Source organism: Variovorax sp. PBS-H4, assembly GCF_901827205.1.
GTDB lineage: Bacteria > Pseudomonadota > Gammaproteobacteria > Burkholderiales > Burkholderiaceae_C > Variovorax.
The window spans coordinates 6311265-6328083 of sequence record NZ_LR594675.1 but is presented as its reverse complement, the minus strand read 5'-3'; the positions used below and the strand labels follow the sequence as shown (position 1 = coordinate 6328083).

The following is a 16819-nucleotide window of genomic DNA, read 5'->3' as shown; positions in this document are numbered from 1 at the left end:
CGGCATGCCAGTACCTACCAATGCATTCAAGCGCGCCCTCGCCGCCGGACAGCCGCAGATCGGCCTTTGGTCGACCTTGCCAGACCCCTATGTTTCGGAAATCGTCGCGGGTGCTGGCTTCGACTGGATGCTTCTCGATACGGAACACACGCCGACGGACGTGCCGCGCATGCTGAACCAGTTGCAGGCGGTCCAGGCGGCAGTGCCAGCGGACCCGTTGCGGCGAACCGCGGCGGTGGTTCGGCCCGACTGGAACGATGCAGTGATGATCAAGCGCTACCTCGACATCGGGGCGCAGAGCCTGTTGCTGCCCTTTGTCCAAAGCGCGGCCGAGGCGCAGGCGGCTGTTGCTGCCACCCGGTACGCGCCTGCCGGCATTCGCGGCATGGGCGGCTCCGTGAGAGCCTCCAACTTTGGGCGTACTCGCGACTACATCCAGGGCGCGCAAGATGAACTCTGCGTCCTGGTGCAGGTCGAGACCCCTGCTGCACTCGACGAGCTCGATGCGATCGTGGACGTCGACGGCGTCGACGGAGTGTTCATCGGGCCTGCGGACCTTTCCGCCGGTCTCGGTCATCCAGGCAACCCTGGGCATCCCGAAGTCAAGGCGGCCATCGACGACGCAATCCGCCGCATTCGTGCCAAGGGCAAGGCGCCCGGCATCCTGATGCTCGACGAGACCAGGGCACGCGAGTGCCTCAGTGCCGGCGCCCTGTTCGTCGCGGTGGCGATGGACCTCCAGATCCTCGCGCGCGGCGCCGAGGCCGCAGCGGCGCGTTTCGCGTTGCACCAACCGCCCCAGGCCAAGGTGACGTACTAGGCTGCGTCTCTTGCAAGGGACGCGCAAGATCGACGGCCTGGCCATCTGAAGCTCACTATTCAGCCTTGATCTGCCCCTTGGTCACGACGGCGCCGAACTTGTTCTGTTCCGCCTGCAGAAAGCGCGAGAACTCGGCAGGCCCGAGCCCCATCGGTGTGACGCCGCCGTCAGCAAAGTTCTTGCGCACCCCGGGCTCCTGCAGCACGGCACGAAGCGTCTCGTCGAGGCGGGCAACGATCCCGCTGGGCGTACCCTTGGGCACGAAGATCCCCTGCCAGACGGTGACGTTGGCGCCGCGCCAGGCGGGCTCGTCTTGGCCCAGCATGGGCGCCTCCGGCATCGCGACCGAGGGCTTGTCGTCCATCACGCCGTAGATTCGCACTTGCTTCGCGCGCGCCTGCTGCATCACCATCGACAGGGGCAGCACGGCAAGATCGAGCTGATTGCCGCTGAGGTCGGTGACGATCTGCGGGCCGTTCCTGTAGGGCACATGGACCATGTTCACGGCCCCCATCTGCTGGAGCATCTCGCCGCCGAGATGCAGCGAGGTACCGACGCCGGAGGTGGCGTAGCTGTATTTGCCGGGGTGATCCCTCATGTCCTTGAACAACTCGGTAGCCGACTTGGCAGGCAGCCCCGTCCGGCCGACCAGGGCCAGCGGTTGGGCGCCCAGCAGCGTGACCGGCTGGAGGTCCAGCAGGCCGTCGTAGGACACCGTGGAGGGTGTGACCATCTTGGCGATGACCACGGCGCTCTCCACCGACATCAACAGGGTGTAGCCATCCGGCTTTGCGCGCACGACCTTCGCGGTGCCGATGATGCCGCCGGCGCCGGGCAGGTTCTCTATGACGACCGGTTGGCCCAGACGCCTGGAGAGCTCAGGTGCAATCCAGCGCGCGAGCGTATCCACGTTGCCGCCGGCGGAGTAGGGCACGAGGATGGTCAGGGGCTGCGCAGGCCATTCCGGACCGGCCGACTGTGCGCCGGTTGCACCCAGGACCGCCAGCGCGCCCAGAAGGCCGCTGAACCAGCGGCGGGAGAAGGAAGTGAACGGGATCATGAAAGGCTCCTGCATGGTGAGCGGTCATTGAATGGCGGGTGTGCTCGTGCCTGGCGCATCGGTGAGCGCAGCAATCTCATGCTCGAAGCGCTGCCGCAGCGCGCGCTTGGCATCCGCATCCAGCCAGGAGGCATCGACGCCCGCCAGGCTGAATTCGCAGGCCTCCTTCCAGGACCAGCCGCAACCCTCGAGCACCGTGCCGAGGGTGTGGGTCTGATCGGTGTGGAACATCGCCGGGTCGTCCGTGTTGAGTGTCAGCCGGAGACCGGCCTCCCGCATCGCGCGAATGCCCTGCAGCCTGCGCGTCTGGTTGCGCTTGACGCTCGTGATGCCGCACACGCAGAAGTACACACCGCCATCCCGCGCACGATGGACTCCGTCGTCGTCTGCCAGCAGGTTGTAGCCGTGGTCCAGGCGGTCGCAGCCGAGCATGAGCAGGCAGTCACGCACGTTCGAAGGCGGGGCCTCCTGCGGTGTCTGGTTGTCTTCGCACACGTGGGCGGTGCGGCGAAGGCCCGCTCGACCCGCACGCTCGAAGAGCGGCGCCAGCTTGGCGGGCGGGCCTTCCCGCTCAGGCCCGTCCACGCCGATTCCCACGACGAGGTCATGCGGCTGCGAGATGATGTCGGCCATGGCGTGTTCGGCACTGTCCATCGGCAGGCCTCGGTCAAGCGAGGCGATGAGCAAGGCGGAGCAGCCGAAGTCGGACCGGGCCGCCTGCACCCCCGCTGCGAGGCCGTCGATCTGGACCCGGTAGGGCACCTGCGTCGGCATGTAGTACTGCGGATTGAAGGACATCTCCACATGTCGCGTGCCGGCGGCGGCGGCGTCCTCGATTGCCTCGTAGGCCATGCGTTCGAAGTCGGCGGCGGTACGCACCGCGCGCGCGCTCAATCGCAGCACGTCGATGAAATCGTAGAAGTCGCGATAGGCGTACAGCCTGTCCACGGGACGGGGCAGGGGCAGTCCGTGGCGGCGCGCGAGCTCGGCCAGGGTGGCAGGCCGCAGAGTACCTGCGATGTGCAGATGCAGGTCCACCTTGGGCAGCTGCTTCAGCAACTGCGCAGGGACGACGCCGGACGCGAATGAATTGGCTGGAGGTTCATGCATGCAGCGAACCTTATCGGCCGGCACGTACCCGGCCCAGGGCTGGGGCGGGTGTCGGGTTATGACAGCGTTGTCATGACCTCGGCCGGTGGGCCAGGGCGCGCGCCGCCGCCGCCAGTTCTTCCCGGAGCCAGCGCAAGGCATGGTCGGTGTGCGTGCGCTCGTGCCACACGAGCCGGTAGCGCATCGGCTTGATCTTGGCAGGAAAGGGCACGATGACCAGGCCGTGCTCGCGCGCGAAGTCCTCGGCCAGCAGGCGCCCCGTCGTGAAGACGAGGTCGGTGCGCGACAGGATGCTGGGGGCCAGGCTCAGGAATTGGGTGTGCACCAGGGTGCGCAGCGTCACGCCCAGATCGGCCAGCTGGGCATCGATGACCGTGCCCCGCCCCGGCACGTGCTCGAGGGAGGTCAGATGCCTGGCCCGCTCATAGCTTTCCAGCGTCAGGGCGCCGGCGTCAGCCAGCGGATGGCCGGGGCGAAGCACGCACACCAGCGGTTCGTTGAGCAGGCCAGTGGCGCGCAGGTGTTCCGGCAGTTCCGGCCAGACGGTGATCACCAGGTCCACGTCGCCGTCCGCAAGCTGCCGGTAGTGCTCGAAGCGCGAGCCCAGGCCGCGGATGACCAGGTCGCACTCGGGCGCATCGCGGCCGATGCGCTCGGCGAGCTGGGCGAAGAAGGCCTTGGGCATGAAGTCGTAGGTGGCGATCCGGAAGCTGCGGCGCAGATCGCGCAAGGGCCGTGCAATCGCATGGGACACCAGCAGCGACATGTCCGCCAGGATGCGCCGCGTGGGGGCGACCAGTTCCTGGGCCCGTTCGGTAAGCGCCATGCGATTCCCGACCCTGATCAGGAGCGGGTCGCCGATCAGGCGGCGCAGAACGGCCAGGTGACGACTCATGGCAGATTGGGCAATGCCCAGGCGGGAGGCAGCCTGGGACACCCCGGACTCGCTGAGCAATGCATGCAGGGAGCGGAGCAGCGGCTCGTCCAGGCGCCGTGCTGCATCGCCATCTGGCTCGGGTGGGAGTGGCATGACATCAGTGTGCCGTAGACACGCCAGGCTGTCGTTGTCTGCTGGCTCGACTTGAGCGACTGCTTTGCTGCCGCGCTCCGTTGGCTAGGAGACGCAGCCTGGGGCTGCACCGGTGAAATCGAGACGAAGACGAGTCTGGAAACTCCTTCAATCTTGATGCTAGCCAGACATGCGCCCTGGGATATTCTCCAGCGAGCCCAAACTCATTCCTGGACCGCATGGACTTCTCCCGTAGTGATATCTCCACCTTTCTAGAGGTCGTGCGCTCCGGCAGCCTTAGCCGAGCTGCAGCGAACATTGGCCTGACACAGCCCTCGGTGTCGAAAGCGCTGCGGCGACTCGAGGACGAAGCAGGCGTCCCGCTGCTCGAGAGGGGAATTCACGGAGCCAAGCTCACGAACGAAGGTGAACTGTTCCACGAAACGGCACGCCGCTACGAGGCGCAGCACTTCGAGCTCGTACGAATGGCGAGTGAGCTTCGGGCCCGCCACTCAGGGCTCTTGCGCATCGGTATCACCAGTCCCGGAGAGAGCAACGTGGTGCATGCGATGTCCGAATTGGTGCGTCGTCGCCCTGCTGTCAGGTTGCAGCTTCGGATCGGCAAGTCTGACGAGCTCAATTCTGCGGTGGAGGATGGCCTTCTCGACATGGCAATAGCCCCGGCATACCCGGGTCAACACTGGAGCTGCACTCAATTGAGCCTGGCGGAGGAAGACTCGCGCCTGGTCGCACGCGTGCAGCATCCGTTGGCAAGCAACCCTGACTTGACGCTGGCCGATCTCACGCCCTACCCCTGGGTAATGGCATCGCAAAACAGTGCCGCTCGTCAGCTGCTCAACAGCGTATTTCAGCGCAATCATCAGCCAGTTCCTCACGTGGCACTGGAAGTGGACTACATGTCCGAGGCGGCGCTGGAAATCATCTCGTCGACTGATCTCCTTGCGCTCGTTCGAGCACCGCTATTGCGTGGTTGGCTTGGCAGGGTGATGCCGCTCTCCCTCTCAGAGCTGCACATCAAACGTTCAGTCGTGCTGCTGACGCGGCCAGACGCGAAATGGTCGCATCTGATGGTCGAGTTCAGGGGGCTGCTTCTGGATGCAGCGCGCCCAAGGCGCAGGTAATTTCCCGACGTATGCCCTGTGAGAATGGAAAAAGTTCTCACAAAGAATGCCACAGGTGCGCTTCTGGCGTGAGTCTCACAGTTTTCGAACTCGTGAACTCTCGCCATGACTCAGCCCAACATCGTCCTCATCGTCGCCGACAACCTCGGATGGGGTGAACTCGGTTGCTATGGAGGGGGCGCATTACGCGGTGCCCCGACCCCCCGCATCGACGCCTTTGCTGAAGAAGGCGTCCTTCTGCAGAACTTCAACGTCGAAAGCGACTGCGTTCCCACGCGTTCCGCGTTGATGACCGGTCGCCATCCGATCCGTACTGGCAGCCTGCAGTCCGTCCCCCCTGGTCTGCCTCAGGGCCTGACGCGCTGGGAACTGACGCTTGCACAGCTTCTTTCTGCGCAGGGCTACGCCACGGCACATTTCGGCAAGTGGCATCTAGGGGACATCGAAGGACGTTATCCCTCGGATCGCGGCTTCGATGAGTGGTATGGAATCCCGAGAACGACCGACGAGAGCCAGTTCACCTCGTCCGTTGGCTATGACTCTTCCGTTGCCGACCTGCCCTACATCATGGAGGGCAAAGCCGGCCAGCGTTCCAGGCAGGTCAAGCTGTACGACCTGGAGTCCCGCCGAACAATCGACGAGGAACTGGTAGCAAAGAGCAACGAGTTCATGAACCGGCATGTTCAAGCAAAGAAGCCGTTCTTTCTGTACTTGCCTCTGGTCCATTTGCACTTTCCCACGCTGCCACATCGCGACTTTGCGGGCAGGACAGGAAACGGGGACTTCGCAGATTCGATGGCCGAAATGGATCATCGCGTCGGCCAGGTTGTCGACGAGGTCAGCCGCCTTGGCATCTCGGACAACACGCTGTTGATTTTCTGCAGCGACAACGGCCCGGAGTTCCGCGCCCCGTTCCGCGGCACCGCAGGCCCGTGGAGAGGCACGTACCACACAGCCATGGAAGGAAGCTTGCGTGTCCCCTTCATCGCTCGTTGGCCTGGGCGCATTGACCCCGGCCGCGTCAGCAACGAGATCGTCCATGTCACCGACATCTTCACGACGCTTGCAAGGCTGGCCGGCGCAAGCATTCCGACGGACCGACCCATCGACGGCGTCGACCAAGCCGACTTCCTCTTCAAGAACGAGTCGAAGTCGGCGCGCGAAGGCTTCATCTTCTACATCAAGCAGGAAATGCGTGCGCTCAAGTGGAGGGATTGGAAGTTGCACTTCTACTGGGAGCCAGAAGTCAACGAAGGCAAGGGCAAGCTCGAGTCGCCGTACCTTTTCAACCTGACGCGCGATCCGAAGGAAGAGACTGACATCCTCGTGTTCAACACTTGGGTGCTAGGCCCGATGTTGCGCATGGTTAAGGCCTTCAACGACAGCGTGGAGTCTTTCCCGAACGTCAAGCCAGGTGCGAAGGACCCGAAGTGAGCGCCATGCATTTCGCCCAGGTTCAACCCTTCGCCGGTGATCCGATCCTGTCGCTCAACGAGGAATTCGGCCGAGATGCTCGCATGCGCACGGGCCTTGGCGGCGTCCTGGAGTCGATGCTGCCCGGCGAAGACTTTTCATGCATGACTCGGCAGCGGGGCATGTTCAGCTACACCGGCCTCACGGCGCAACAAGTCGACGACTGCGCCAGACATCCGCCATCTACATGCTCAGGTCCGGTCGAGCATGCATGACCGGCTTTGCGCCTTCAAACCGGCCCCACGTCGCTCGCGCCATCGCTGATGCCATGCGTCTTCCCACCGGCGCATCGGGATCCGGCGACAGCTAGGTCTTGCTTTCATCAACTCCACTCCACGAGGATCTCCATGCATCTACCGAACCTTCACATCACCCGTCGAGCTGTCGCATCGTGCTTGACGATTGTTGCGCTGGCCGGCATTGCCCAAAGCGCGACGGCCCAGACGACCGGCGCTCCCACCTATCCCAGCAAGACCATCACTTGGGTGGTCGGCTGGCCGGCAGGCGGCAGCGCAGACTCTGCTACTCGCATCGTCGCACGCCGACTCGAAGCTCTGTTAGGGCAGCCGGTGGTTGTGGACAACCGTCCTGGCGCGGCAGGAGTCATTGCCCTGAACTTTGCAGCCAAGGCGCCTGCGGACGGATACACCCTCGTGACCGTCCCAGGGCCTGTTCTGAGCGCGACGCCCTCCCCACAGGTCGGCAAGGAGCTCGCCGCTGTAGCGATGCTTGGCAAGGGCCCGGCCGTGCTGTTCGGGACGATGGCCGAGCCGCTCCCGGGAACCGTCAAGGAACTGATCACAGCGACCAAGGCGAAGCCGCAGAGCTTCAACTATGTGTCGTCTGGCAACGGCACCGCCCAGCACCTTGCAGGTGAACTTTTCGCCCAGATGGCTGGTGTCAGCGTCAATCACATTCCCTACGAAGGCGGTGCGCAAGCGGTCACGGATGTCATTGGCGGCCAGGTCAACCTGGGTGTTCTTGGCATCACCTCGGTGCTTCCGCACATCCAGGCCGGCAAGCTGAAGCCCTATGCAGTGACGACCGCGACAAGGTCGAAGAATCTGCCGGATGTGCCGACGCTTGCCGAAACCCTCCCGGGCTTCGAAGCAACACAGTGGTTCGTCGTTGCAGCCCCCGCCGGCGTGCCAGCCGACCGCGTTCAGAAGGTGAGTGCAGCGATCAGCACGATCCTGAAGGAGCCCGATGTCTCCTCCGGGTTCTCCAAGGTGGGAATCGATGCCGAGTACGCGACGCCTGCACAGACCAACACCTTCGTCACGCAAGACTTGCAGCGCTGGAAGGTGCTCGCGGAGAAGGCGCATCTCAAACTCGACTGAAAGACAGATCTCGTGATTACCACCGCATTCCAAGACTTCGCCATTCCGGAACGTCAAGCCAAGCCTCGCACCAATGGGCTGGCGATGATGATCGACTGGGGCATGGGCCTGTCTCGGCAAACTGACACCGTCGAATCTGCGGGCGAATACATCGACTTCGCGAAGATCGCCGCGGGTATCGCGCGCTTCATGCCCGCCGAGCTGCTCCGCTCCAAGCTGGCGCAGTACGCGGCGCACGGGATCTCGACTTCACCAGGAGGTCTGTTTGCCGAACTGGCGCTGAAGACCGGCCGCTATGAGAAGTTCGTCGACGACGTCGTGGCCACGGGGTTCAGCGGAATCGAAGTGTCGGACAACCTTCTTAAGCTTAGTGCAAAAGACAAAAGTGCCGCCATCAAGCTCGCCAAGGACACAGGACTGAAGGTCTTCGGAGAGGTAGGTCGCAAGGAAGGCTCGCTAGACGACCCAACGCTGATCCACGACGTTCAGGTCTGCCTAGATGCAGGTGCAGATTGGGTGTTCCTTGAAGCGTCCGAATTGTTCTCGGGTAACACGGTGCGCGGGGAGCTCATCGCGGAGCTGGCGCGTCGGTTTCCTGTTGAAAAGTTGATCTACGAACTCCCGGTGGTTGTCATTCCCGGGGTTTCCAGGGACTACAAGCACAAGATCTGCGCTTGGCTAGTCAAGGAGTTGGGAACCGAAGTCAACCTTGCGAACATCGAGTGGGACGAGATGTATTTGACTGAGCTGGTACGCCGCGGCTTCGCTGGCGACACCTCACATCCTCAAGGGGCCTATCGCTTGGCGGGATTCGAACCCGAAGAACTCTAGCTCTTGGAGTTGGCGCGGACGCGTTTTTCGAGTTCCTGCGGCTGCTCGTGCTGTGGATGTCGTGCTTGAACGTACCGACGGCCCGTGCCTAGCTTGTCTGCGGCGGCCTCGACTGCCTCGTGGCTACGGTCCAAGGACTGCTTGGGAGCGCCGCCGCGCGTCCGTATCGATAAGCTGCAGCATCTGCGCAGCAATGCATGCGTCAAGGGCTTGCGCCCCTCCTGCTCTTGAATTCGGCGAACTCCCGAACGTCACTCTCGCCACCAGATTCCGATACCGCGCCAGCGCCACCTGCAACGCCGTGGCCAGCTTCTCCCTGTCCCGCGCCGTGCGACGCAACAAGGTCAGCGGATGCCGCTGTGCATCCGGTGAAATGACATGGCTCACGAGCGCCGGCACGAACCGCGTTCGCGGCACCAGCCTGCCGAACAAGGCATAGCTGTTCGACCAGTTCTGCAATGACGCAATGGCCCGGTCCGCGCCGAAGGCGGCGGGGTCCGGCTCGATGTCTCCCGCCGGAAAAGTCAGCAGGGCGCCGCCTTCCTGCAAATGCCGGGCGGCAGTGCGTACGACGGCCATGCGCCCGCCTTCGTCATCCGGCAGAAAAATCAGATGCCGCGCGACGTTGGGCAAGGCGCGAAGAAAGGGGCGGTCCGACGCAATCACCCGAAGGTCGGGACGAGACGCGAGACTGGCGAAGAGCGCGACGGTGTCGGTCATTCCCGGGTGGTTGGCCAGGATGACCACAGGGCCCTGCCGCGGCACGTGTTCCAGGCCAAGGGTGACGATGCCAGCCGTCATCCGGTCCACCAGCCACGCGCTGCCTTGCGCGAGGCCGTGCGCACCGACGCGCGCGTCGAACTCGTGCGCGGTCCGCGCAAAGCGGCGGGCCACAGGCCTGAACACGCGTCGCAGCGGCGTGCCACGCAGGCACAACAGGCCCGTCGAATCCAGCAGGTCGACGATGTTGATCTCGGTCAGCGTCTCGATCGAGGGTGCCGCGGGAGTGGTCATTTGCCGAGGTCAGCGGTGAGGCGATGTCCGCAACGCATGGGCTTCCGCCAGGAACGAATCCAGCAGCCGCTGCGCCGGCAGCGTCAGCGGCGCGTCGGCGCGGTGCAGCACGTGGATCGTCGTGTCGGGCAGCACGTCGGCAATCGGCAACCTGACGAGGTTCATTGCGGGACCATGGCGATCGAAGAAGCCCTTGGGCATGATCCCGATCACGTCCAGTCTCGGCATGAGCGCGAGCAGCGTGGCAAAGGACTCGCATTCGAGCCGGACTTGCGGCGTGCGGGCACCCGTCGCGTCGAACGAAATGTTGCGGGGGTCGCCGGGCCCGCCAGGCGGCCCGGTCAGGACCCAGCCGGTGTCGAGCAGCTCCGAAAGCTTCTTGGCGCGCGCCAGTGGATGGCTGCGCCGGGCGACGAGCACCGATGCGCTGTCGAAGAGCGGCTGGACGACCAGGTCCCGGCCGACCCCCTCCGTCGGCAAAGGCCCCAGCGCCATGTCGAGCTCGCCGGCGCGCACCTGCTCCAAGGCGCGGGGATAGAGCGCATCGCGCATGCGCAGGCTGACCTGGGGCCACCGGGCGCCGAAGCGCTCGACCGCGCCAGGCGCCAGCAAGATCGCCGCCACCGGTGATACGCCGACGGTCACCTGCGCCTCGGCATGCCGCAGGTGCCAAGCGACCTCTTCACGCGCTCGATCGATTTCACGCACGACCGTCGCGGCGCGTGCCGCGATCAGTTCGCCGGCGGGCGCGAGCCGTACTCCCTTGGGCGTGCGTATCACGAGGGTGGTGCCGAACTCGTCCTCGAGCTGGCGCAAGGCCTTGGTCAGCGCCGGCTGGGACACGTTGAGCGCCTGGGCCGAGGCGCGCAGGCTGCCCGTCCTGGCAAGAGTCAGCAGCAGATGAAGATGCTGGAGCCGCATGGTGAGCCCCGAGGATAGCGATAACCCATGGTAATCGGCATAAGAACATGTGACGCGACAGGGGCCGATGCGGCCTCTAGCATTCGACGCATACCCACCCACGACAGGAACCGGCATGAACCGAAGCGTGAAGAACATCCTCTTCATCATGTGCGACCAGCTTCGCGCAGACCACTTGTCGTGCTTCGGCCATCCCAGGCTGAAGACGCCGAACCTCGATGCGCTGGCCGCGCGCGGCGTGATCTTCGACCGCGCCTACGTGCAATCGCCGGTTTGCGGGCCATCGCGCATGAGCTACTACACCGGCCGCTACGTTCACTCGCACGGTGCGAGCTGGAACTTCGTGCCGCTGAAGGCGGGCGAGATGACCATCGGCGACCACCTGCGCCCGCTGGGCGTGCGCTCGGTGCTGGTCGGCAAGACCCACATGCGCGCCGACCTGGCAGGGATGTCGCGCCTGGGCATCGACCCGGCTTCCACCATCGGAATGCGCATTGCCGAATGCGGCTTCGACCCGTACGAGCGCGACGACGGCATCCATCCCTACTCCGGCCATGACCCGGACCCGAGCTACAACGACTACCTGCGCAAGCAGGGCTTCGACGGCGACAACCCGTGGGAGCAATGGGCCAACTCCACCGTCGACGACGACGGCCAGATCCGTTCCGGCTGGTTCCTGAAGTACTCGAACCGGGCGGCCCGCGTGCCCGACGAGCACTCCGAGACGCCCTACATCACCCGCCGCGCGATGGACTTCATCGCCGAATCCGGCGAGCAGCCCTGGTGCCTGCACCTGTCGTACATCAAGCCGCACTGGCCCTACATCGTTCCCGAACCCTACGCCAGCATGTACAAGGCAGAGGACGCGTTGCCGGTGGTTCGCTCGGAGGCCGAGCGCCGTGACCCTCACCCGGTGTACGACGCCATGATGAAGCACCGCGTGTCCAGGACCTTCTCGCGCGAGGGCGTGCGCGACGCCGTCATGCCGGGCTACATGGGCCTGATCAAGCAGATCGACGACCAACTGGGCAAGCTCTTCGCCTTCCTGGAGGAGCGGGGCCTGATGGAGACGACGATGATCGTCTTCACCTCGGACCATGGCGACTACCTGGGCGACCACTGGATGGGTGAGAAGGACCTGTTCCACGAGCCGATCATCCGCGCACCGCTGATCGTGTACGACCCCGACGCGCGCGCCGATGCCACGCGCGGCACGCGTTGCGACGCATTGGTCGAGGCGATCGACCTGGCACCGACTTTCCTGGACGCATGCGGCGGCACGCCGGTGCCGCACATCATGGACGGCCGCTCGCTGCGTCCGCTGCTGTTCGGAAAACGTCCGCACGATTGGCGCGAGCACGTGGTCTGCGAGTACGACTATGCCTTCCAGGATTCGCGCATCGCGCTCGGCACGCCGTCGCGCGACGCCTGGTTGCGGATGATCTCCGATGGCCGCTGGAAGTACGTGCTCGCCGAGGGCTACCGTCCGATGCTGTTCGACCTCGCGTCCGACCCGGACGAATTCGTCGACCTGGGCGCCGCACCCGAACACGAGGGCGTTCGCCGGCGCCTGCACGAGGCGCTGTTTCGCTGGGCGCGCCAGCCACGCCAGCGCGTGACGATCCCGGACGGTGCGATCGAGACGATGGAGATCCAGCCTCGCATTTCCGAGGGCGGCATCCTCATCGGCTATTGGGACGAAGAAGACCTGGGCGAAGCGCGCAAGCGCTTCAAGCCGCGCTTCGCATCGACCAACCCCCTTGTGAAATCCACGCTCGATCGCCTCACTCGCCAGGAAGGAATGTCCCATGACCATTGAAACCCCCGACATCACGCGCGCGCATACCGGCATCGACGGTGTGTCGTGGAACATCCTCGGGCAGATCTACGTGCCCAAGCAGACCAGCGACGACAGCTTCTCGTGGCACGCGACCTTTCCGGTCGAGACCTTCGTTCCCCCCCATGTCCACCCTCACCAGGACGAGTACATCTTCGTGCTCGACGGGCGCATCGACCTCATGCTGGGCGGCAAGAAGACGTCGGCCGGCGCCGGCGACCTGGTGCGCATGCCACGCGGCATCCCGCATGCCTTCTTCAACAACACCGGCGAGCCCGTGACCGCCCTCTTCTGGGCCACCCCGGCCGGCAAGCTGCAGGCGCTCTACCGCCGCATCCACAACATGTCGAGCCCGGCCGAAGTGGTGGCCGCGGCGCGCGAGTACGACGTCATCTTTGCACCGCCCGTTTCATCGGCGGCATGAACACCATGACCACCATGATTCAACGCAGACGGATCCTGGGCGCGCTGGGTGCAGCGCCGCTCGCCGCGGCAAGCCTCCCGGCCTGGGCGCAGGGCTACCCCGCAAGGCCCATCAAGATCGTCGTGCCGCTGCCGCCCGGCAGCCCGCCCGATGTGCTGGCACGCCTGGTCGCCGAACGCCTGCAGGAAGCTTGGAAGCAGCCGGTCATCGTCGACAACCGTCCCGGCGCCACGGGAATGATCGGCATGGACGCGGTGGCCAAGGCGGCGCCCGATGGGTACACGGTGGGCGTCATGTTCCTCACGCACACGGTGCTGCCGGCGCTGTTCGGGAAGGTGCCCTACGACACGAGCGCCGACTTCGTGCCCATCGCCAATCTGGTGTGGCTGTACAACGTGCTGGTGGTGCCTCCCTCGGTGCCGGCGCGCAGCGCGAAGGAACTGGTGGAACTTGCGCGTACCCAGCCGGGCAAGCTCACCTATGGCTCGGGGGGCAACGGCTCGCCGGCCCACCTGCTCGGCGAGTCCTTCAGGCAACTTGCCAAGGTCGACATGCTGCACGTGCCTTTCAAGGGGCCTTCGGAAGCCGTGCAGGCGCTCCTCGGCGGCTACGTCTCTGCCATGTTCGCAACCACGTCGGTGGCCGTGCCGCTGGTGAACGCTGGCAAACTACGCGCCGTGGCCGTGACCAGCCCCACCCGCCTCACCGCGCTGCCGTCGGTCCCGACGATGGCCGAGAGCGGCATCGCCGGGTTCGACATGAAGGAGTGGGAGGGCATCGTCGCGCCGGCGGGGACGCCGCGGGACATCATCGCCAAGTGGAACCACGAACTGACGAGCATCATGCAGTTGCCCCAGATCCGCGACAGGCTGTCCGAGCTCGGCATGGAAGCGGCCGGCACGAACTCGCCGGATCAGTTCACCGCGCTCGTGCGCAGCGAACTGCAACGCTGGACCCAGTTCGTGAAGACCACGGGTCTCAAGGCCGATTAGCAGAATGGAAGACGCACAGTTTCAGTACGTGGAGGGCCAGTCGCGCCCGAGCTTTGCTTCGCTGCTCGCCGCGTACGAGGCCGAGAGCCTGGCGGCCGTGAGCACCGAGACCTGCGTCCTCGATGTGCGATACGGGCCACTGGAACGCCAGACCTTCGACTTCTTCATGGCGCGCGAGAAGCCGAGGGGCACGCTCGCGTACTTCCATGCGGGCTACTGGCAATCACGTGACAAGTCGACCTTCCGCTTCATCGCGCCCGCGTACACGGCGGCGGGCCTGAATGTCGCGCTGGTCAACTACCCGCTCTGCCCGACGGTATCGCTGCCCGAACTCGTCGGGGCTGCAAAGGCCTGCGTACCCGCGATCAGGGCGCAAGCAGGCGTCGACGACAACGAGCACCCGCCACTGCTGCTGTCGGGGCACTCCGCCGGCGCGCACATTGCAGTCGAGCTTGCATTGTCCGGAGGCCAGGACATCGCGGGCGTTGTTGCGATGAGCGGCATCTACGACCTCGCGCCCCTCTTGCGTACAACGCTCAACCAAAAACTCGAGCTGGATGCTGCAGGCGCGGCGGCCTGCTCTCCACTTCATCGCGCAGGCACGCTGACGGCACCTGTGCTGGTGGTGGTCGGCGAGGAGGAAACGCCTGCGTTCATCGAGCAGAGCCGGCGCTTTCACGAGACGCTGAGCAAGGCGGGAACCCGGAGCTCCTTGCACCTTGCGCCAGGGGCCGACCATTTCAGCTTGCTGCGCCAATTTTCATCTCCGGGCAGTCGCTTGTTCGACCAGGTCTGCATGTTCTTGCGCGAGCCCTGAGGCTCAAAGCGCCTTGACCAGTCCCACGCAAACCACGCACAGCTGCGCCACGTTGAGGACCATGCCCCAGACATGCAGCCGGCGAAACTGGCGAATGCGGCCCGTGTCGGTCGCCGTCATCGCATCGCGCAGCCGGTCCATGCGCGACAGGATGCCGCGGCGGCTGATGAAGGCGATCAAGGCGACGCCTGCCATTCCGAAGGCAATGACGGGACGCCCAGCCGCGGCGTGAGCCAGCGCGCCGGCGCCTGCCGTCACCATCACGGCCTTGTAGTACACGTCGAACAGACCGCGAATGAAACGTGCGTCCAGCGACGTGTCATGCTTCAGGATCATCAGCGGCAGCGAACCGAACATGAAGAAGCCCATCCACACCAGGAGGATGACGATGGTGGCGAACGGGGCGAGGTTGGCGAGCATTCGAACGCGGGCGGGTCGTCGTCAGGGTCCGGCATTCTGCCGCGGGAGGTCTCCGCCCGGATCGTCCGGTCGTCTCGGGATCAGAACGTCACCTTGACCGAAGCCGCGCTGCGCTGAGCCTCGCCGTGGAATACGGCTTCGATGTTGTTGCCGTCGGGGTCGAGCACGAAGCAGGCGTAGTAGCCCGGGTGATACGGCCGCTCGCCGGGAGCGCCGTTGTCCTTGCCGCCGTGCGCGAGTGCGGCCTTGTAGAAGGCATCGACCATCGCCCGGTCCTGGGCCTGGAACGCCAGGTGGTGGCGGCCGGTCAGCTGGCCCTGCGCGGCCTCGCTGTCGGCACTCGAGATGAAGAGCTCGTCCGCCCAGAAATAGTCCTTTCCCGTGCCGCCCATCGGAATCTTGAGCACCTCGAAGGCGGCCTCATAGAAAGCCCGGCTCGCGGACAGATCCCGCACGACGAGCTGGATGTGATCGATCAGGCGACCGCGGTGCAACTCCTGTGTTTCCATGCATACGCTCCTTTGATTTGCTTTCACCCATGCGCCAACAGCATCTTCATGAAGGAGATGCCGTTGCGCTGCCCTTTGTCCTCGTCGCAGTTGTTGAAGATGATGTGTGCATGCCGGACCTTGTAGGCCAGGCGGACCACCTCCGACAGGATCTCGCGCAGCTGCCGGTCCGGATAGTCGTAGTCGAAGCGCTCGGCCGCCGACGCCGCGCCTTTCATGTTGTAGGTGTCCACGTTGCGCCCATGCAAGCGCACCAGCGCGTAGTCGGGATGCGTGGTCTCGGCCAGCAGGGGCACGCTGTTGGCGAAGCCCTGCGGTCCGTCGACGATGGTGTGCACGGCACGCAGCTCGCGCAGGAAGTCGATCGTGGCGCCGCGCTGCGCCTCGGTCCACCACGATCCGTGCCGGAACTCGACACTGCAGGCCTGGCCCCCCATCATCTCGATGCAGTGCTCGACGTGCGCATGGCCCTCCCGAGTGCACTGCAGCCGGGGCGGAAACTGGAAGTGCACCAGGCCCAGCTTGCCGGCCTCCTTGAGCGGTGCAATCGCGTCGATGAAGCGGCGCCACAGCTCGCCGCGGATGTCCGGCGGGGTGTTGCGGTACGAGAGCGTGCCCGTGGGCCCCAGCGCTTCCCTGATGTCCTTGTGCAGCACCTTGGGGTCGGTCTGGTGGCCGGTGAAGAGGCGAAAGGCCTTGACGTTGAAGGTGAAGTGCTCGGGCGTGCGCGCTGCCCAGTTGTGGGCGTTGGCAGGCGCGGGGATGCCGTAGTAGCTCGAATCGACCTCGACCAAGGGGAAGATCGACGCGTAATGGCGCAGCCGCGCCTCGGGCGTCTTTGCCTCCTTCGGATAGAAGCGCCCGCAGTCGATGAGGGTCTTGTCAGTCCACGAGGCGGTTCCGACCAGGATGCTCATAGGCGGATGCTAATGGTTCGAGCCATTGTGTGGCAGCCTCGTCGGGCGCCAATCTTCTCAAGCGCTCGTCGTTCCACAGATCTGCGGCGAGCTCGTCGAGCTGATCGGGGTCGATGGTGCGCCACTGTCTTTGAAGCCGGTGAGCGCAAACGGCAATCCAGATCTCGCGGTCCATGGCGCTAC

19 protein-coding genes are annotated in these 16819 nt (G+C 64.9%); 10 read left to right on the top strand and 9 right to left on the bottom strand.

Annotated elements, in window-relative coordinates; all coding sequences use genetic code 11:
• Nucleotides 1–4: 4 nt before the first annotated feature.
• Nucleotides 5–820 carry an HpcH/HpaI aldolase family protein gene (locus E5CHR_RS30095; RefSeq protein WP_162583409.1) on the top strand — a complete coding sequence of 272 codons (816 nt, stop codon included), beginning with the start codon at nt 5–7 and terminating at the stop codon, nt 818–820.
• Nucleotides 821–875: 55 nt separating this feature from the next.
• Here the strand turns inward: E5CHR_RS30095 and E5CHR_RS30090 are convergent, their stop codons facing one another.
• From E5CHR_RS30090 to E5CHR_RS30080, 3 genes are all read right to left on the bottom strand, one after another.
• Nucleotides 876–1880 (bottom strand): Bug family tripartite tricarboxylate transporter substrate binding protein, encoded by a 1005-nt coding sequence (locus tag E5CHR_RS30090; RefSeq protein WP_162583408.1) that lies wholly within the window; start codon nt 1878–1880, stop codon nt 876–878.
• Nucleotides 1881–1904: 24 nt separating this feature from the next.
• A complete protein-coding gene (locus E5CHR_RS30085; protein ID WP_162583407.1) occupies nt 1905–2990 on the bottom strand; it encodes an adenosine deaminase family protein in 1086 nt (361 codons plus the stop codon).
• A gap of 70 nt (nt 2991–3060) precedes the next feature.
• A complete protein-coding gene (locus E5CHR_RS30080; RefSeq protein ID WP_162583406.1) occupies nt 3061–4020 on the bottom strand; it encodes a LysR family transcriptional regulator in 960 nt (319 codons plus the stop codon).
• Nucleotides 4021–4238: 218 nt separating this feature from the next.
• Here E5CHR_RS30080 and E5CHR_RS30075 point away from each other — a divergent pair, with 218 nt between their 5' ends.
• The 5 genes from E5CHR_RS30075 (at nt 4239) to E5CHR_RS30055 (ending at nt 8785) form a co-directional block, all read left to right on the top strand.
• The gene (locus tag E5CHR_RS30075; RefSeq protein ID WP_162583405.1) at nt 4239–5141 is read left to right on the top strand and encodes a LysR family transcriptional regulator; all 903 of its coding nucleotides are present in this window, start codon (nt 4239–4241) and stop codon (nt 5139–5141) included.
• Between the two features lie 105 nt (nt 5142–5246).
• A complete protein-coding gene (locus E5CHR_RS30070) occupies nt 5247–6575 on the top strand; it encodes an arylsulfatase (RefSeq protein ID WP_162583404.1) in 1329 nt (442 codons plus the stop codon).
• Nucleotides 6572–6829, top strand: coding sequence for a hypothetical protein (locus E5CHR_RS30065; RefSeq protein WP_162583403.1), 258 nt, complete (start codon nt 6572–6574; stop codon nt 6827–6829). The genes E5CHR_RS30070 and E5CHR_RS30065 overlap by 4 nt, the downstream gene beginning before the upstream one ends.
• A 132-nt stretch (nt 6830–6961) precedes the next feature.
• Nucleotides 6962–7954, top strand: coding sequence for a Bug family tripartite tricarboxylate transporter substrate binding protein (locus tag E5CHR_RS30060; protein ID WP_162583402.1), 993 nt, complete (start codon nt 6962–6964; stop codon nt 7952–7954).
• A 12-nt stretch (nt 7955–7966) separates the two neighbouring features.
• Nucleotides 7967–8785 (top strand): phosphosulfolactate synthase, encoded by an 819-nt coding sequence (locus E5CHR_RS30055; protein ID WP_162583401.1) that lies wholly within the window; start codon nt 7967–7969, stop codon nt 8783–8785.
• A 123-nt stretch (nt 8786–8908) separates the two neighbouring features.
• Here E5CHR_RS30055 and E5CHR_RS30050 read toward each other — a convergent pair whose 3' ends face one another.
• Nucleotides 8909–9799 (bottom strand): 1-acyl-sn-glycerol-3-phosphate acyltransferase, encoded by an 891-nt coding sequence (locus tag E5CHR_RS30050; protein WP_162583400.1) that lies wholly within the window; start codon nt 9797–9799, stop codon nt 8909–8911.
• Between the two features lie 9 nt (nt 9800–9808).
• A complete protein-coding gene (locus tag E5CHR_RS30045) occupies nt 9809–10720 on the bottom strand; it encodes a LysR family transcriptional regulator (protein WP_162583399.1) in 912 nt (303 codons plus the stop codon).
• A gap of 115 nt (nt 10721–10835) precedes the next feature.
• Here E5CHR_RS30045 and E5CHR_RS30040 point away from each other — a divergent pair, with 115 nt between their 5' ends.
• From E5CHR_RS30040 to E5CHR_RS30025, 4 genes are read left to right on the top strand one after another with little or no spacing between them, the layout of a single operon-like run.
• Complete coding sequence (locus E5CHR_RS30040) at nt 10836–12539, top strand: alkaline phosphatase family protein (RefSeq protein ID WP_162583398.1); 1704 nt, start codon at nt 10836–10838, stop codon at nt 12537–12539.
• Nucleotides 12529–12981, top strand: a complete 453-nt coding sequence (locus tag E5CHR_RS30035) for a cupin domain-containing protein (protein ID WP_162583397.1) — start codon at nt 12529–12531, stop codon at nt 12979–12981. The genes E5CHR_RS30040 and E5CHR_RS30035 overlap by 11 nt, the downstream gene beginning before the upstream one ends.
• A gap of 5 nt (nt 12982–12986) precedes the next feature.
• Nucleotides 12987–13973, top strand: coding sequence for a tripartite tricarboxylate transporter substrate binding protein (locus E5CHR_RS30030; RefSeq protein ID WP_162583396.1), 987 nt, complete (start codon nt 12987–12989; stop codon nt 13971–13973).
• A gap of 4 nt (nt 13974–13977) precedes the next feature.
• Nucleotides 13978–14790 carry an alpha/beta hydrolase gene (locus E5CHR_RS30025; RefSeq protein WP_162583395.1) on the top strand — a complete coding sequence of 271 codons (813 nt, stop codon included), beginning with the start codon at nt 13978–13980 and terminating at the stop codon, nt 14788–14790.
• Nucleotides 14791–14793: 3 nt separating this feature from the next.
• On the opposite strand, the gene E5CHR_RS30020 is transcribed toward E5CHR_RS30025, so the two are convergent.
• The 4 genes from E5CHR_RS30020 to E5CHR_RS30005 form a co-directional block, all read right to left on the bottom strand.
• Nucleotides 14794–15210 (bottom strand): hypothetical protein, encoded by a 417-nt coding sequence (locus E5CHR_RS30020; RefSeq protein WP_162583394.1) that lies wholly within the window; start codon nt 15208–15210, stop codon nt 14794–14796.
• An 80-nt stretch (nt 15211–15290) separates the two neighbouring features.
• Complete coding sequence (locus E5CHR_RS30015; protein ID WP_162583393.1) at nt 15291–15719, bottom strand: VOC family protein; 429 nt, start codon at nt 15717–15719, stop codon at nt 15291–15293.
• Nucleotides 15720–15742: 23 nt separating this feature from the next.
• A complete protein-coding gene (locus tag E5CHR_RS30010; RefSeq protein WP_162583392.1) occupies nt 15743–16636 on the bottom strand; it encodes a DUF72 domain-containing protein in 894 nt (297 codons plus the stop codon).
• Entirely contained in the window at nt 16602–16811 is a 210-nt protein-coding gene (locus tag E5CHR_RS30005; RefSeq protein WP_162583391.1) for a hypothetical protein, read from the bottom strand. The genes E5CHR_RS30010 and E5CHR_RS30005 overlap by 35 nt, the downstream gene beginning before the upstream one ends.
• Nucleotides 16812–16819: the final 8 nt, after the last annotated feature.

Bases quoted from the DNA above. Each gene is read 5' to 3' on its own strand.
- E5CHR_RS30090 (WP_162583408.1), bottom strand. From the start codon at position 1,880: ATGATCCCGTTCACTTCCTTCTCCCGCCGCTGGTTCAGCGGCCTTCTG.
- E5CHR_RS30095 (WP_162583409.1), top strand. From the start codon at position 5: ATGCCAGTACCTACCAATGCATTCAAGCGCGCCCTCGCCGCCGGACAG.
- E5CHR_RS30050 (WP_162583400.1), bottom strand. From the start codon at position 9,799: ATGACCACTCCCGCGGCACCCTCGATCGAGACGCTGACCGAGATCAAC.
- E5CHR_RS30005 (WP_162583391.1), bottom strand. From the start codon at position 16,811: ATGGACCGCGAGATCTGGATTGCCGTTTGCGCTCACCGGCTTCAAAGA.
- E5CHR_RS30085 (WP_162583407.1), bottom strand. From the start codon at position 2,990: ATGCATGAACCTCCAGCCAATTCATTCGCGTCCGGCGTCGTCCCTGCG.
- E5CHR_RS30060 (WP_162583402.1), top strand. From the start codon at position 6,962: ATGCATCTACCGAACCTTCACATCACCCGTCGAGCTGTCGCATCGTGC.
- E5CHR_RS30040 (WP_162583398.1), top strand. From the start codon at position 10,836: ATGAACCGAAGCGTGAAGAACATCCTCTTCATCATGTGCGACCAGCTT.
- E5CHR_RS30010 (WP_162583392.1), bottom strand. From the start codon at position 16,636: ATGAGCATCCTGGTCGGAACCGCCTCGTGGACTGACAAGACCCTCATC.
- E5CHR_RS30015 (WP_162583393.1), bottom strand. From the start codon at position 15,719: ATGGAAACACAGGAGTTGCACCGCGGTCGCCTGATCGATCACATCCAG.
- E5CHR_RS30080 (WP_162583406.1), bottom strand. From the start codon at position 4,020: ATGCCACTCCCACCCGAGCCAGATGGCGATGCAGCACGGCGCCTGGAC.
- E5CHR_RS30020 (WP_162583394.1), bottom strand. From the start codon at position 15,210: ATGCTCGCCAACCTCGCCCCGTTCGCCACCATCGTCATCCTCCTGGTG.
- E5CHR_RS30045 (WP_162583399.1), bottom strand. From the start codon at position 10,720: ATGCGGCTCCAGCATCTTCATCTGCTGCTGACTCTTGCCAGGACGGGC.
- E5CHR_RS30070 (WP_162583404.1), top strand. From the start codon at position 5,247: ATGACTCAGCCCAACATCGTCCTCATCGTCGCCGACAACCTCGGATGG.
- E5CHR_RS30030 (WP_162583396.1), top strand. From the start codon at position 12,987: ATGACCACCATGATTCAACGCAGACGGATCCTGGGCGCGCTGGGTGCA.
- E5CHR_RS30075 (WP_162583405.1), top strand. From the start codon at position 4,239: ATGGACTTCTCCCGTAGTGATATCTCCACCTTTCTAGAGGTCGTGCGC.
- E5CHR_RS30035 (WP_162583397.1), top strand. From the start codon at position 12,529: ATGACCATTGAAACCCCCGACATCACGCGCGCGCATACCGGCATCGAC.
- E5CHR_RS30025 (WP_162583395.1), top strand. From the start codon at position 13,978: ATGGAAGACGCACAGTTTCAGTACGTGGAGGGCCAGTCGCGCCCGAGC.